We start from the raw sequence: 14,246 nt of genomic DNA, 5'->3' as shown, positions 1-14,246 counted from the left end.
TCGCTCCAGGCTTCAGTGCTTTTACTTGCAGCTCAACGTATCTGATGCTTGTGCAACAAACGGTAGAAGGTAGGCCTGGATATCCCCAACACCTTGGCGGCGATGCTCAAATTGTCGCTGTGACGGTTAAGTACATCGCACAAGGCCTGGCGCTCTGCCCGGTGCTTGTAGTTTTCCAGCGTGCCCATCGGCGCGGCAACGGCCTGCTGGCTGATCAGCCCCAGGTCTCGCGCCTCAATCTGCCGGCCCTCAGCCAATACCAACCCGCGACGTACCCGGTTGGCCAGCTCGCGCACATTGCCGGGCCAGTCATGCTTGCCCATGGCAATCAAGGCGTCTTCACTGAAGCTTCGCGGACGGCGGCCGGTTTCATGGCTGTAGAAATGGGAAAAGTGGTTCGCCAGCATCGACAGATCGCCATTGCGCTCACGCAGGGGGGCGGTCGCGACCTGCAACACGTTCAGGCGGTAATACAGGTCTTCGCGAAAGCGTTTCTTCTCGATCGCGGCCTCAAGATCGACATGGGTCGCGGCCAACACCCGCACATCCACGGGAATCGGTTGACTGCCGCCCACCCGCTCGATGTGCTTTTCCTGGAGGAAACGCAACAGGTTCGCCTGCAGTTCCAGGGGCAGATCACCGATCTCGTCGAGAAACAGCGTGCCGCCGTTAGCCGCTTCGATCCGCCCGACCTTGCGTTGATGGGCGCCAGTAAAAGCGCCCTTCTCGTGGCCAAACAGTTCGGACTGGATCAAGTGTTCGGGAATTGCGCCGCAATTGATCGCGACAAAGGGTTTGCTGTGACGTTGGGATTGTCGATGGAGCGTGCGGGCGACCAGTTCTTTACCGGTACCGCTTTCACCACGGATCAATACTGGAGACTCGGTGGGCGCCAGCTTGCTCAGCAACTTGCGCAGTTCGCGAATGGGTTTGCTGTCGCCAAGCAGCTCGTGTTCAGGCTGATCAATGTGAACCGTGCCCTGCCCACGCAGGCGTGCCATCCCGAATGCCCGGCCCAGCGTCACCTGAACCCGGGACACATCGAATGGCAAGGTATGGAAATCGAAGAACCATTCGCAGACAAAGTCCCCGACATTCTGCAATCGCAGGACTTCCTGGTTGAGTACGGCGATCCACTCGGTACCGCTACGACTGATCAGCTCTTTGACGGCTTCCGGACGTTCGAGGTGAAAAGGCTGCAAACGCAACAGGCCGACATCGCAGGTTTTGTCGGCTACATTTTCCAGGGTACAGCTGTCAACGTCCCAACCCACAGTGCGCAAACCCGGCAGCAGACGATAACAGTCGTCACAAGGGTCCACTACTAACAGACGTCGTAAGGCAGGCACTTCGATCATGACTGTTCCTTGGCGCCAAATTTATGAAATATTATTAAAAACAGTCGTTTGGCGGACCTGGCTGTAACGTTAGCAATAATTTGACGTGACCTTGTACCGTTTGACTATAGAGCGGTTGCGTAATTAGTTATAAGAAGCGACTTAGTTAGTTACCTAACGAGTCCTTCCTTTCATTCAGCTTTCAAATCCGGTCCACACCTTGAGCCAATGAAAGAAAGTTGATATTTCTTTTAATTGTATGTGACCCGCCCCCCGGTTGCGGGCATCAGTACAAGTAACCAGCCGAACGGTAAGCCCAACCGACGGCACATTACTTGATTGGGCATACAGAGAGAAAACCCATGAACGCCCCGCTCCGCATCAACGAAGCTCTTTTGATTGCCGACCGCGCATTCCAACCGTTCCAATGCGTGGCCTGGGCCCCACAAGACGGCAATGGCGAACTCAGCCTGACCGTTATCGATCGCACCAACACCCGCAGCATCGGCCGCAAGCAGATCCCAAGCAGTGCCTATACCGATCCTGCGCAACTTGAATGCCTGCTTGAAGCGGCACGTGCGGAATTGAGCGAGGAGGGTTACAAACTCCAATCGTGGTCGATGCCACACTAAGCGTTTTGCGGGTTACCAAACGGTGACCCGCGCCCTCCCCCGATTAATGTTCGAAACTGCACTCGCCTAACTACTTGGCAGGCTTGTCAGTGGGTCGAAAAGACACTGTTCTGGCACACAGCGACCCTCCGCCTGTTAGTTATGACAGTTGTGCATTCAGCCGTTCAGGGGTTGAATGTTTCCTTATACAGTCGCCGCCCAAACTCCCGGTTCAGGACGACTCGCAAGGAGCTGCGTGCATGTCAATCCAGACCGCGTTTGCAATACCGGCAACCCTGAACAACGCCGGCAAACTTGATACAACCTTTGCCTCGTCTGGCAAAACCCAGGTGTATTTCGCTGGCAGCCTCTCAAGTATGGCCAACGGCGTCGCGATTGATTCACGTGGCAGGCTGCTCGTGGCGGCCAAGGTCGGAACGCCAGGCGGCAGTCGCTTCGGTTTGGCTCGCTTGCTCGAGGACGGCTCGGCGGATCTTGCATTCGGCAATCAAGGCAGCGTCATCGGGCAATTTCAACACGGCTACGAGGCCATGGCCGGCAAAGTCCACGTACTGCCCGATGGGCACATTCTGGTGGCCGGCCTGCACTACGAAAATGCTCACCGGACACTGCCCGCCCTCGCCCTGTTTGACCCGCATGGTCGACCGGCTCAATGTTTTGGCGACAATGGCCGCTGCGTCGTGCGACTACCGGGAGACCTTTCCCAAGGTGTGCGTGACTCCTGGCTACCCCCCGGCGTACCGGGCGCAGAAGCCTGTGATATCTGCGTGCAGGAGGACGGCAGAATCCTGCTGCAAGCCAATCATCACTTCGAACTGGCCGATCATGTCGGCATGCTGATACGCCTCAACACCGACGGCTCGTTGGACGACACCTTCAACGGTCGTGGCTTTGTGATTGTCAGGCACTTGCTGATGAACACCTGGCTCAGCAGCCTGATCGTGCAACGAGACGGCCGGATCCTGGTGGGCGGGTCGATCAATTTTCCCGAAGAAGGTTTGCTGGCCCGCTATCACACCGACGGCAGGCTCGATGATTGTTTCGCCGTGGATGGTTTCATGACCTTCAAGGCACGTGGGTATAGCGCTCAGGTCAGCCAGATCGTCCAACAGGAAAATGGCGATGTGCAGTGTTTTGGCAGCAGCCGCGACCCGATGCATTGCCTGGCACTGAAAGTACACAGCAACGGTCGCCCGGACATTCATTGCAATGGGGGACAGGCCCAATTGCTGGGGATCGGTCACAGCGGCTGTCAGTGGACCGACGCACAGGCACTGCCGGACGGCTGCGTGGTGACGGTCGGGGCCACGATCGGCGGCGTCGAGGCGGATTTCATTCTGGCGCGGCATCTGCCCGACGGGCAGCTCGATCGCAGCTTCGGCAATGGCACCGGCTGGGTTCGCACCCGCCTTGGCCGCAGCCTGGATACCGCGACTTCTGTGGTCATGCAGGCCGACGGAAACATTGTCGTCGGAGGCTATTCACTGGACGGCAACTATCGAGCGATCGTCGCACGCTATCTGGGTTAGGCCTGCACAGTTTTCCTACACTTGATCTTCGCTTCCGCTTACGGCAAGTTGCGCGCTTCTTAATACAAGGAGTAGCCGATGCCCGGTTCAATGGCTCAGGCGTTCGCGCACAATTTTCTCGGGCATTCACCCCGCTGGTACAAGGCAAGCATTGTCGGTTTCCTGATTCTCAACGCACTGGTGTTGTGGACCGTCGGCCCGGTAGCGGCTGGTTGGCTGCTGGTGCTGGAGTTCATCTTCACCCTGGCCATGGCGCTCAAGTGTTATCCGTTAATGCCCGGTGGCCTGCTGTTGATCGAAGCACTGTTGCTGAAGATGACCACGCCCCAGGCACTCTACGACGAGCTGGTGCACAACTTCCCGGTGATCCTGCTACTGATGTTCATGGTGGCCGGTATCTACTTCATGAAAGACCTGCTGCTGTTTCTGTTCTCACGACTACTGCTCGGGGTTCGCTCCAAGGCACTGCTGGCGTTGATGTTCTGCTTCCTGTCGGCGTTTCTGTCAGCGTTTCTTGATGCCTTGACCGTGACCGCCGTGATCATCAGTGCAGCCGTCGGGTTTTACTCGGTGTATCACCGCGTCGCCTCCGGCAACGATCCGCGTCAGGATAGCGAGTTTGGCGATGATCAGCACCTGCCCGTACTCCATCACGCCGACCTCGAACAATTTCGCGCCTTTCTGCGCAGTCTGCTGATGCACGGCGCCGTGGGTACCGCGCTGGGCGGTGTTTGCACATTGGTCGGTGAGCCGCAGAACCTGTTGATCGGCCACGAGATGGGCTGGCACTTCTTTGAGTTCTTTCTGAAAGTCGCCCCGGTTTCATTGCCGGTCTTGGTGGCAGGCCTGGTGACCTGCGTCCTGCTGGAAAAACTTCGCTGGTTCGGTTACGGCACGCTGTTGCCGGACAACGTGCGTGCGGTCCTGGCCAATTACGCCGCCGAAGACAATGCCGAACGCACCTCGCGCCAACGTGCAGCGCTCATCGTGCAGGGATTGGCGGCGCTGATTCTGATTGCGGGGCTGGCTTTCCATATTGCTGAGGTCGGCCTGATCGGCTTGATGGTGATCGTGCTGATCACCGCATTCACTGGCATCACCGACGAGCACCGTATCGGCAACGCGTTCAAGGACGCCATGCCGTTTACAGCGCTGCTGGTGGTGTTTTTCGCGGTGGTGGCGGTGATTCACGATCAGGAGCTGTTCACGCCTTTGATCCAGTGGGTGCTGGCGCTGCCAGCGGATCAACAGCCGGGCATGCTGTTTATTGCCAACGGCTTGCTGTCGGCCATCAGCGATAACGTGTTCGTCGCGACCATTTACATCACTGAAGTCAAACAAGCCTTCATCTCCGGCCACATGAGCCGTGAGCATTTCGAGACGCTGGCGATTGCGATCAACACCGGCACCAACCTGCCGAGCGTGGCGACGCCCAATGGTCAGGCTGCGTTTCTGTTCTTGCTGACCTCGGCGATTGCACCGCTGATTCGACTGTCGTACGGGCGGATGGTGTGGATGGCGTTGCCGTACACCGTGGTGATGGGTGTGCTTGGCTGGTATGCAGTGAGTTTCTGGCTGTAAACCCGGAACAAAATGTGGGAGCGAGCTTGCTCGCGATGAGGTCGTGTCAGCCAACATCATTGCTGAATGACAGACCGCTATCGCGAGCAAGCTCGCTCCCACAGGGGTTGTGTGTTGTTAGTGAGGGAGGATGTAGCGCTCGATAGCTTGCGCCGCGCCGTCCTCGGTATTGGCGCCCGTCACCACGTCCGCCTGGCGCTTCACCGCCTCTTCCGACTGCCCCATGGCAATTGACAACCCGGCTCGGTGAAACATCGCCGGGTCGTTGCCGCCATCGCCCAGCGCCGCGGTCTGCTCCAGCGGCACACCGAGAAATTCGGCCAGTGTCGCCAGCGCTGCACCCTTGTTGGCTTGCATCGCGGTCACGTCCAGATAAATCGGCTGTGAACGGGAGACCTGTGCCTGGCCTTCCACTTTGGGCAGCAGGAGCGCTTCCAGCTCAATCAACAACTGCGTGTTGTTGCTGGTGGCGACGATCTTGTCGATGTGTTCCAGGTACGGCTCAAAACTCTCCACCACCACTGGCGGATAACCCAGGCCGTGCTGTTCACGAGGCACCATTGGGCCGTTCGGATCTTTCAGCAACCAGTCGCCGCCACTGAACACCCAGATTTCGATGTCCGGCCGGTCGGCAAACAGCGCCAATGCCGTCAGCGCAGCCGTCGCCGGCAAGTAATGCGCGACCAGCAAACTGCCGTCCGGATTGACGATGGTGCCGCCATTGAAGGCTGCCGTTGGCAAGTCGACGCCCAGGGCTTCAATCTGCTGCAACATGGCTTTGGGTGGACGGCCGGTGGCCAGGCTGAAAAACACGCCCGCCTCGCGCAGGGAACGGACCGCTTCAATCGTGCGCTGGCTGAGACTGTGATCGGGCAGCAACAAGGTGCCGTCCATATCACTGAGCAGAAAACGGATGGTTTGCGGCGTTGTATCACTCATCCGAGGCCGTGCCAGACGCGACCGTCGCGGGTCAGGAGATCTTCTGCAGCCTGCGGGCCGTCTTCGCCAGCGGCATAGCTCTGCACGCTCGCGTCCTGCTGCCAGGCGTCGAGGAATGGCTGCACGGCGCGCCAGCCATTCTCGATGTTATCGGCGCGCTGGAACAGCGTCTGATCGCCGGTCAGGCAATCGTAGATCAGGGTTTCGTAGCCGGTGGACGGCTGCATTTCAAAGAAATCCTTGTAGGCAAAGCCCAGTTCGATATTGGCCATTTTCAAGGCCGGGCCGGGCCGTTTGGCCAGCAGGTCGAACCACATGCCTTCGTTGGGTTGAATCTGGATTCGCAAATAGGTCGGTTGCAACTCATCGACCTCGGTATCGCGGAACTGCGCATACGGCGCCGGCTTGAAGCAGATGACAATCTCGGTATCGCGCACGCTCATGCGCTTGCCGGTGCGCAGGTAAAACGGCACGCCGACCCAGCGCCAGTTGTCGATCATGACCTTCAGCGCGACGTAGGTTTCGGTATTACTGTCGGGCGACACGTTGTTTTCCTGGCGATACCCCGGCAACTCCTTGCCGTCGAGTTCACCAACTGTGTATTGGCCGCGCACCGAGTTGGCCAGCGCTTCCTCGACCGACCAGGGGCGAATCGCACCGACCACCTTGGCTTTCTCGCCACGTACCGCATCGGCGCCAAAGGCGGCCGGCGGCTCCATCGCAACCATCGCCAGCAATTGGAACAGGTGATTGGGCACCATGTCCCGCAAGGCGCCGGTGTGTTCATAAAAACTGCCACGGGTTTCTACGCCAACGGTTTCGGCGGCGGTGATTTGTACGTGGTCGATGTAGTGGTTGTTCCAGAACGCTTCAAACAGACTGTTGGAAAACCGGCTGATCAAAATGTTCTGCACGGTTTCCTTGCCCAGATAGTGATCGATCCGGTAGATCTGGTTTTCCGACATCACCTTGAGCAAGCAAGCGTTCAAGGCTTCGGCAGTATGCAGATCGGAACCGAAGGGTTTTTCGATCACTACCCTTCTGAATGCTTCTGGCGACTCTTGGAGCAAGCCGGCGGCGCCGAGACGACGCACCACCTCGCTGAAGAAACGTGGCGCGGTGGCCAGGTAGAAGACGGCATTGCCGGTGCCGCTGGCGGCGATTTTCGCCGCCAGGGCTTGATAGGTGCTGTCGTCCAGGAAGTCGCCCTGGACGTAGCTGATGCCTTTGGCCAACTTGGCCCACAAGTCCGGGTCAAGGGCTTGATCGCCCTTGCCGACCTTGGCGGCCACCTCGGCCCGAATAAAGTCTTCGAGTTTTTTCGCAAAGGCTTCATCGGTGATGGCGTTGTGGTCAACGCCGATGATCCGCAGTCCATCCCCAAGCAGACCGTCACGACTCAGGTTGTACAGCGCCGGCATCAGCAGACGCTTGACCAGGTCACCATGGGCACCGAACAGAAACAGCGTGGTCGGTGGTGCGGGTTCTGCCTTGGATTTATTGCGGATCAGACGGGTCATTTTTTCGAAGTCTCCACATGGCCGCCGAAGCCGAAGCGTTGGGCCGAGAGAATCTTGTCGCCAAAGGTGCCTTGCCCGCGCGAACGGTAGCGGGAGAACAGTGAGTTCGACAGCACCGGCACGGGCACCGATTGCTCCATGGCGGCTTCGATGGTCCAGCGACCTTCACCGCTATCAGCGACCGACCCGGAGTAACCGTCGAGTTTCGGATCGCTGGCCAGCGCGTCGGCGGTCAGGTCGAGCAACCAGGACGACACGACGCTGCCACGACGCCAGACTTCGGCGATGTCGCCTACGTTCAGGTCGAAACGCTGGTCTTCCGGCAAGTTGGTGCTGGCTTTGGTCTTGAGGATGTCGAAGCCTTCGGCGAAGGCCTGCATCATTCCGTATTCGATGCCGTTGTGGATCATTTTCACGAAATGGCCCGAACCGGCCGGGCCTGCGTGGATGTAACCGCGCTCGGCACGATCGTCTTCGGACTTGCGGTCCTTGGTGCGAGGAATGTCACCCAGGCCCGGTGCAAGGCTGTCGAACAGCGGATCAAGGCGTTTAACCACCTCGGCTTCGCCGCCGATCATCATGCAGTAACCACGCTCCAGGCCCCAGACGCCGCCGGAGGTGCCGACGTCGACGTAGTGCAGGCCTTTCTCCGACAGGGTTTTCGCCCGGCGGATATCGTCCTTATAGAAGGTGTTGCCGCCGTCGATGATGGTATCGCCCGCTTCGAGCAGGGTGCTCAGGGTGTCGATGGTGTCTTCGGTCGGCGCGCCAGCCGGCAGCATGACCCACACCGCACGTGGCTTGGCCAGGCCAGCGACCAGCGCCGGCAGGTCGATGACGCCAGAGGCGCCTTCTGCGGCCAGGGTGTCGACAAAGGCGGTATTGCGGTCGTAAACAACGGTGGTATGCCCGTTGAGCATCAGGCGCCGCGCAATATTGCCGCCCATGCGGCCCAGTCCAATAATCCCGAGTTGCATGTGCTGATGCTCCCTACTACAAATAATGTGTGTCAAAGGTTATAGCCCAAACGCGACTTATTCGACTTAGTCCAGCGTCGGGGCACATAGTTTCCGGGCATTGTGCCCGATCCAGATTGATAACGTCGGTAATCGCGCCGAAGACACAACGACCATGGAAAATAAAAAAGTTCCCTTCTGGGGCAAAAGAAATCAAAATCAGCGCCGATAGTAAGTCAGCACCCGATGTCGGGGCAGGTTTACAGTTGAGGCAGCCATTTGCGAGGTGAGCAATGGGCACAGTATATGCAGCACGGCCAGCACAAACCCTTTACGTCACGATTCGTCGCGATGAATTGCGCCAGTTGAAAGACGAGCGCGACCAGTTGAAGCAGGAGCTCGCGCAATTGCGCTTGTTGACACAAAGCAATCAGGCCCAGCCTTTGCCCGTCACTCACCGTGTGCCTCACGCCTGATCCCCTCGCTTGATTCGGAAGCAGCCCTCTGCTGTTTCCGACCTGCCATCCCCCCTTTTGACCAACCCGGCAACTCACAAAGTTTTCACACCCGCTTGTTGATACTCCGGCTCATTATGGCCGCTCGGTATCCGCGCGGTGCCTGTTCGTCGGTGATATTGATGTCCCGATGATGAAAGTGATTACTGGCTGGAGCGCTGAATGGCTTTGTTTAAACGCAGCAATACGTCTGCGAAAGGTTTCGACTGGACAGGATTTCTCTGGCTGTTTCTGTTCTTCTGGTATTTTTCCGGCATTACCCAACTTCTGATCCAACTGACAGGCACCTCCGGTTTTGCCGGGTTCCGCCAGGCCTTTGTGATGAGCGCCATCTGGCTTGCGCCGATGCTGCTGTTCCCCAAACAAACACGTGTCATGGCTGCACTGATCGGTGTGGTGCTATGGGCCTGTTCAATGGCCAGCCTGGGTTACTTCTTCATCTATCAGCAGGAGTTTTCCCAAAGCGTCATCTTCATTATGTTCGAGTCGAACGTCTCTGAAGCCGGCGAGTACATGACTCAGTACTTTGCCTGGTGGATGGTGGCTGCGTTCCTCGCTCACACCGCTTTCGCTTACTTCCTCTGGACTCGCTTGCGCCCGGTGTACATGCCTCGCGGTCGGGCACTGGTGGCTGCAACGGCGATTGTGGTCGCCGTCGTCGGTTATCCGCTGATCAAGCAAACCGCGCGTACTGGCAGCCTTGCCGGTGGTTTCGAAAAGTTCGAAAGCCGCATCGAGCCCGCTGTGCCTTGGCAGATGGCCGTGGCCTATCACCGCTATCTCGATACCCTGGCCGGCATGCAAGACATGCTCCAAAGCGCCAGCAAGATTCCACCGCTGCACAATCTCAAGGATTCGGCGGCCAATCAGCCGGCGACCCTGGTGCTGGTGATCGGCGAGTCCACCAACCGTCAGCGCATGAGCCTGTACGGCTACCCTCGGGAAACCACCCCGGAGCTCGACAAGCTCAAGGATCAACTGGCGGTCTTCGATAACGTCATCACCCCGCGCCCTTACACCATCGAGGCGTTGCAGCAGGTTCTGACCTTCGCCGACGAAGAAAACCCGGACCTGTACCTGTCGACCCCGTCGCTGGTCAGCATGATGAAACAGGCAGGCTACAAGACCTTCTGGATCACCAACCAGCAGACCATGACCAAGCGCAACACCATGCTGACGACCTTCTCCGAGCAGGCCGACGAGCAGGTGTACCTGAACAACAACCGCAACCAGAATGCCGCCCAGTACGATGGCGACGTGATCGAGCCGTTCAACAAGGCATTGACCGACGCTGCGCCGCGCAAGCTGATCGTCGTGCATTTGCTCGGCACGCACATGAGCTATCAATACCGTTATCCGTCGTCCTTCGATAAGTTCAAGGACCGCAAAGGCGTTCCGGACGGCGTGCGCGACGATCAGGTGCCAACGTACAACAGCTATGACAACGCGGTGCTGTACAACGACTTCGTGGTCTCGAGCCTGATCAAGGACTACGCCAAAACCGATCCCAACGGGTTCCTGCTGTACCTCTCCGACCACGGTGAAGATGTTTTCGACTCTCCTGGCCACAGCACCCTTGGCCGCAACGAAAGCAAACCGACGGCGCCGATGTACACCATTCCGTTCATGGCCTGGGCCTCGCCGAAATGGCGCGAAAACCATGACTGGAGCTTTGCCGGCGATCTGGGGCGGCCTTACAGCAGCTCGCACCTGATCCACACCTGGGCTGATCTGGCGGGTCTGAGCTTCGATGAACTGGATCGCAGCAAGAGCCTGGTCAGCGACAGTTTCAAGCCACGGCCATTGATGATCGGCAATCCTTATGAGCGCGAGCAAAAGGCGTTGATCGACTTCAGCCTGATGAAACCCAAAGCGGTGGCAGCCATTCAGCAGTAATCCTTTCAGGGGCCGGTTCCAGCCCCTTTTTCACTGTGCCAATGGCGCAATTGCGTTGTCGGAAACATTTACAAATAACAATAATTCTCGTTAATCGCTAAATCCTTCCTTCCCTCTTCGTCTTTGAACAAACGGAATTTTTCCCTCGAAGATAAGGAGTCGGCTGCGATGTTCGCGCCTATCACCCGTTCCATGACCTTTACCCTGGGCCTGTGCAGTGCCGCCCTGTGCCCCGACTTGCTGGCTGAAACCGGTCCTGACAAAGAGCCCGGCCGTACCCTCGAACTGGGCGCCACCAATGTCACCGCCCAAGGCTTGGGCAGCACCACCGAAAACACCGAGTCGTACACCACCGGCGCCATGAGCACTGCGACGCGTTTGAACCTGTCGATCAAGGAAACGCCGCAATCGGTGTCCGTGGTCACGCGCCAGCAAATGGACGATTTCAAACTTGGTACGCTGTCCGAAGCCATGAGCCAGACCACCGGCGTAGTCGTTCAGCACAACGATTCGGACCGGGTCAGCTATTCGTCCCGGGGTTACTCGATCACCAATTTCCAGATCGACGGCATGCTGAACACCTTCAGCTACATGAAGTCCGATTCCGACACCATCATCTACGACCGCATCGAAGTGGTTCGCGGTGCCACCGGCCTGACCACGGGCGCGGGCGACCCGTCGGCCACCATCAACATGGTGCGTAAACGACCGACGGCGCAGTGGCAAGTCCGGACCGGGGTCAGCGGCGGCAGTTATGACGACTACTACAGTTATCTGGATGTCGGCGGCCCGCTGGCTTTCGACGGACGCTTGCGTGGACGTAGCGTGCTGGCCTATCGCGACAGCGATTCGTTCCGCGACAAGTACCAGCAACAACGGGAAGTCGGCTACGGCATTCTCGAAGCCGACCTGACCGATGACACCGTGTTGGCCGTGGGTTACGACTATCAGAACAAACACGTCCAGGGCACGTCCTGGGGCACGGTGCCGTACTGGAACGCTGACGGTGGCAAGGCCAACCTCGGACGCTCCACCAACATGGCCACGTCGTGGAGTTCCTGGCCGCTCGAGGACAAAACCGCGTTCGCCACGCTGGAACACCAATTGGGTGCCGGCTGGCATGCCAAAGCCGCCTACACCCATCGCGAGAGCGACACCGACGGCAAGATCTATTACGGCGGTGGGGGTTTCCCCGAGGCAGATCGCAGTGGCATGAGCGCCAACGTCAGCCACATGCTCAGTACGCAAAAAATGAAGGCTTATGACTTCAACGTGGCCGGCCCTTACTCGCTGTTCGGACGGGAACACGAAATGATGATCGGCTATGGCGAGGCCGAGCGCCGGGAAGATTCCCCCTACATGGTGGACGGTCCGAGGGCGGCGGATTACGAAAGAATCCGCGACTGGAAATACATGGGTGACATCGCCAAGTTTCCGGACACCGTCACCAATCTTTCAGGTTCAAAAGACAGTACCCGCCAGAAGGCCGGTTACCTGGCCACTCGCCTGAGCCTGACGGATGACCTGCACGCCGTACTCGGCAGTCGTTATGGCAGCTGGAAAGTGTCGAGCAGGACCAACAAGTACGACAACAACTTGCACCTGAGCAGCGTCGATGCGACAAGCCAGGAGCACAACGACATGTGGACGCCCTACGCCGGGCTCCTCTACGACCTCACCCCCGAATACACGGCGTACGTCAGTTACACCGACATCTTCAACCCGCAAGACAATCGCGACAGCAGTCGCAAATACCTCGAACCGGTGGTGGGCAGCAACTATGAGCTGGGGCTCAAGGGCAGTCTGCTGGAAGAACGCCTCAACGTGGCTACCGCGCTGTTCTGGAGCAAACAGGACAACGTAGCCGAACTCGACGATTCGGTGCCACCGGACCCGGTCACCGGCGAGGAGTTCTTCAAGTCAGGCGGCAAAGGCAACAAGGTTCAGGGTTTCGAAGCCGAGGTCTCGGGCGAGGTCATGGCCGGCTGGAACATGACGGCCGGCTACACCTACACCCACTCGGCCAATGGCGAAAAGAAACGCGCCAATACCAACCAGCCGCTGAACATGTTCCGGCTCTCCTCGGCCTATCGTCTGCCCGGCGACTGGCAGGCACTGACCGTGGGTGGCGCGGTGAACTGGCAGAGCGATGTGTTCCGCGCCGCCAACCGTCCGGTGGGACGTAGTGCCGACGGTGCGGTGATCACCGAAAGGACCAAGATCCGGCAGGAGGCCTACACCGTGGTCAAACTGATGTCGCGGTATGAGTTCGACAAGCACCTGTCGGCCTCGCTGAACGTCGATAACCTGTTCGACAAGAAGTATTACGACAACGTCGGGTTCTATAACGGTGTGTTTTGGGGTGACCCACGCACAGTGACCCTGAGCCTGGACTGGAAGCTCTAGGCGCAGGTAATTCCCATTTGACGGAATCGGCGGATAATGTCCTTTCGACATTGCTTCATGGACGAAAGGACCCGACAACTCGTAGTGGGGCACACCATGAAACGTACAACCATGATCCTCGCCGGCCTGATGATGTTCAGTTCAACCGCTGCATTCGCCGAAGGTGGCGCTGAACGCATGCGGTACTACTTTGAGAGCCTGCGGCTCAGCCAAGAGGCGAATCAAAGTAATGCCAGCAACGCTGCTGAAATCAGGGTTCCAAATGATCAAACCGCGCAAGTGACAGAGCACTACAAACCGTAACGACAAAGGGCGTCCTGATGGACGCCCTTTTTTTATGCCCGGAACGCCTTAAAGCGCCTTGGTCCAGAACAGCATCCGACCGTGCGCCGGGTCGAACATGCCTGCGGCAAAACCGAACTTGCCATAGGAAGCCTGGGCGACTGCATTACCTTCCAGCACCTCCAGCGTGATTTTGCAGCAACCGCGCTGGCGGGCGATGTCCTCGACCTTTTGCAGCATCTTCTGGCTTAACCCCAAGCCACGAAATTTCGACACCACACACACATCGTGCACGTTGACCAACGGCCGACAGGCTAAGGTCGAGAAACCTTCAAAGCAATTGACCAGCCCGGCCGGCTCGCCATCGACAAACGCCAGAACGCTGAACGCGTGGGGACGTTTGGCCAGTTCCGCCGGCAGTTGCTTCAACAAGTCGGCGGGCAACGAGTGGCCGCCACCCATCGGGTCTTCGGCGTAAGCATTTAGCACCAGCCCAATAGCCTCGGCATGCACCGGATTGGTGTAACTGGCCTGAAGCACAAGAATTTCTGCGGATTCCATTTCCACCCTCGTTCGCACATTAAGTTGCCCCAGCGCATCTCGCACTGAAAGGCCGACCGACAATATCGCGGGCACAGCCGTGTCGACAACCG

The 14,246-nt window shown here is 58.3% G+C and carries 12 protein-coding genes; 7 read left to right on the top strand and 5 right to left on the bottom strand.

Annotated elements, in window-relative coordinates:
- Positions 1 to 32: 32 nt before the first annotated feature.
- Positions 33 to 1,358, bottom strand: a complete 1,326-nt coding sequence (locus tag ACMXYJ_RS17330; protein ID WP_415756145.1) for a sigma-54 dependent transcriptional regulator — start codon at positions 1,356 to 1,358, stop codon at positions 33 to 35.
- Between the two features lie 341 nt (positions 1,359 to 1,699).
- Here ACMXYJ_RS17330 and ACMXYJ_RS17325 point away from each other — a divergent pair, with 341 nt between their 5' ends.
- From ACMXYJ_RS17325 to nhaB, 3 genes are all read left to right on the top strand, one after another.
- The gene (locus ACMXYJ_RS17325; RefSeq protein WP_008149930.1) at positions 1,700 to 1,969 is read left to right on the top strand and encodes a hypothetical protein; all 270 of its coding nucleotides are present in this window, start codon (positions 1,700 to 1,702) and stop codon (positions 1,967 to 1,969) included.
- A 239-nt stretch (positions 1,970 to 2,208) separates the two neighbouring features.
- Positions 2,209 to 3,498, top strand: coding sequence for a hypothetical protein (locus ACMXYJ_RS17320; protein ID WP_415756144.1), 1,290 nt, complete (start codon positions 2,209 to 2,211; stop codon positions 3,496 to 3,498).
- A 78-nt stretch (positions 3,499 to 3,576) separates the two neighbouring features.
- Positions 3,577 to 5,079: a sodium/proton antiporter NhaB gene (nhaB, locus tag ACMXYJ_RS17315; RefSeq protein WP_415756143.1), complete on the top strand. Its 1,503-nt coding sequence runs from the start codon at positions 3,577 to 3,579 to the stop codon at positions 5,077 to 5,079.
- 117 nt (positions 5,080 to 5,196) lie between these two features.
- Here nhaB and ACMXYJ_RS17310 read toward each other — a convergent pair whose 3' ends face one another.
- From ACMXYJ_RS17310 to gnd, 3 genes are read right to left on the bottom strand one after another with little or no spacing between them, the layout of a single operon-like run.
- Positions 5,197 to 6,018 carry an HAD family hydrolase gene (locus ACMXYJ_RS17310; RefSeq protein ID WP_415756142.1) on the bottom strand — a complete coding sequence of 274 codons (822 nt, stop codon included), beginning with the start codon at positions 6,016 to 6,018 and terminating at the stop codon, positions 5,197 to 5,199.
- Positions 6,015 to 7,538: a glucose-6-phosphate dehydrogenase gene (zwf, locus tag ACMXYJ_RS17305; RefSeq protein ID WP_415756141.1), complete on the bottom strand. Its 1,524-nt coding sequence runs from the start codon at positions 7,536 to 7,538 to the stop codon at positions 6,015 to 6,017. Before zwf ends, ACMXYJ_RS17310 begins: the two co-directional genes overlap by 4 nt.
- The gene (gene gnd, locus ACMXYJ_RS17300; protein WP_046054127.1) at positions 7,535 to 8,515 is read right to left on the bottom strand and encodes a phosphogluconate dehydrogenase (NAD(+)-dependent, decarboxylating); all 981 of its coding nucleotides are present in this window, start codon (positions 8,513 to 8,515) and stop codon (positions 7,535 to 7,537) included. The genes zwf and gnd overlap by 4 nt, the downstream gene beginning before the upstream one ends.
- A 272-nt stretch (positions 8,516 to 8,787) precedes the next feature.
- On the opposite strand from gnd, the gene ACMXYJ_RS17295 reads away from it, so the two are divergent.
- The 4 genes from ACMXYJ_RS17295 (at position 8,788) to ACMXYJ_RS17280 (ending at position 13,614) form a co-directional block, all read left to right on the top strand.
- Positions 8,788 to 8,970, top strand: coding sequence for a DUF6026 family protein (locus tag ACMXYJ_RS17295; protein ID WP_415756140.1), 183 nt, complete (start codon positions 8,788 to 8,790; stop codon positions 8,968 to 8,970).
- A gap of 201 nt (positions 8,971 to 9,171) precedes the next feature.
- Positions 9,172 to 10,905, top strand: a complete 1,734-nt coding sequence (locus ACMXYJ_RS17290) for a phosphoethanolamine transferase CptA (protein WP_415756139.1) — start codon at positions 9,172 to 9,174, stop codon at positions 10,903 to 10,905.
- Between the two features lie 168 nt (positions 10,906 to 11,073).
- Positions 11,074 to 13,311 carry a TonB-dependent siderophore receptor gene (locus ACMXYJ_RS17285; protein WP_415756138.1) on the top strand — a complete coding sequence of 746 codons (2,238 nt, stop codon included), beginning with the start codon at positions 11,074 to 11,076 and terminating at the stop codon, positions 13,309 to 13,311.
- Between the two features lie 96 nt (positions 13,312 to 13,407).
- The gene (locus ACMXYJ_RS17280; protein ID WP_415756137.1) at positions 13,408 to 13,614 is read left to right on the top strand and encodes a hypothetical protein; all 207 of its coding nucleotides are present in this window, start codon (positions 13,408 to 13,410) and stop codon (positions 13,612 to 13,614) included.
- A 48-nt stretch (positions 13,615 to 13,662) separates the two neighbouring features.
- On the opposite strand, the gene ACMXYJ_RS17275 is transcribed toward ACMXYJ_RS17280, so the two are convergent.
- On the bottom strand, positions 13,663 to 14,154 hold the full coding sequence (locus ACMXYJ_RS17275; RefSeq protein WP_415756136.1) for a GNAT family N-acetyltransferase: 492 nt from the start codon (positions 14,152 to 14,154) through the stop codon (positions 13,663 to 13,665).
- Positions 14,155 to 14,246: the final 92 nt, after the last annotated feature.

It is taken from the genome of Pseudomonas arabinosi (assembly GCF_047758675.1).
GTDB classification, from domain to species: domain Bacteria; phylum Pseudomonadota; class Gammaproteobacteria; order Pseudomonadales; family Pseudomonadaceae; genus Aquipseudomonas; species Aquipseudomonas arabinosi.
The sequence above is the reverse complement of the archived record's forward strand: the minus strand, read 5'-3'. Positions and strand labels throughout refer to the sequence as shown.

Excerpts from the sequence above, each read along its gene's own strand:
- ACMXYJ_RS17280 (WP_415756137.1), top strand. The coding sequence starts at position 13,408 with ATGAAACGTACAACCATGATCCTCGCCGGCCTGATGATGTTCAGTTCA.
- ACMXYJ_RS17325 (WP_008149930.1), top strand. The coding sequence starts at position 1,700 with ATGAACGCCCCGCTCCGCATCAACGAAGCTCTTTTGATTGCCGACCGC.
- ACMXYJ_RS17320 (WP_415756144.1), top strand. The coding sequence starts at position 2,209 with ATGTCAATCCAGACCGCGTTTGCAATACCGGCAACCCTGAACAACGCC.
- ACMXYJ_RS17290 (WP_415756139.1), top strand. The coding sequence starts at position 9,172 with ATGGCTTTGTTTAAACGCAGCAATACGTCTGCGAAAGGTTTCGACTGG.
- ACMXYJ_RS17275 (WP_415756136.1), bottom strand. The coding sequence starts at position 14,154 with ATGGAATCCGCAGAAATTCTTGTGCTTCAGGCCAGTTACACCAATCCG.
- ACMXYJ_RS17330 (WP_415756145.1), bottom strand. The coding sequence starts at position 1,358 with ATGATCGAAGTGCCTGCCTTACGACGTCTGTTAGTAGTGGACCCTTGT.
- zwf (WP_415756141.1), bottom strand. The coding sequence starts at position 7,538 with ATGACCCGTCTGATCCGCAATAAATCCAAGGCAGAACCCGCACCACCG.
- ACMXYJ_RS17295 (WP_415756140.1), top strand. The coding sequence starts at position 8,788 with ATGGGCACAGTATATGCAGCACGGCCAGCACAAACCCTTTACGTCACG.
- ACMXYJ_RS17285 (WP_415756138.1), top strand. The coding sequence starts at position 11,074 with ATGTTCGCGCCTATCACCCGTTCCATGACCTTTACCCTGGGCCTGTGC.
- gnd (WP_046054127.1), bottom strand. The coding sequence starts at position 8,515 with ATGCAACTCGGGATTATTGGACTGGGCCGCATGGGCGGCAATATTGCG.
- ACMXYJ_RS17310 (WP_415756142.1), bottom strand. The coding sequence starts at position 6,018 with ATGAGTGATACAACGCCGCAAACCATCCGTTTTCTGCTCAGTGATATG.
- nhaB (WP_415756143.1), top strand. The coding sequence starts at position 3,577 with ATGCCCGGTTCAATGGCTCAGGCGTTCGCGCACAATTTTCTCGGGCAT.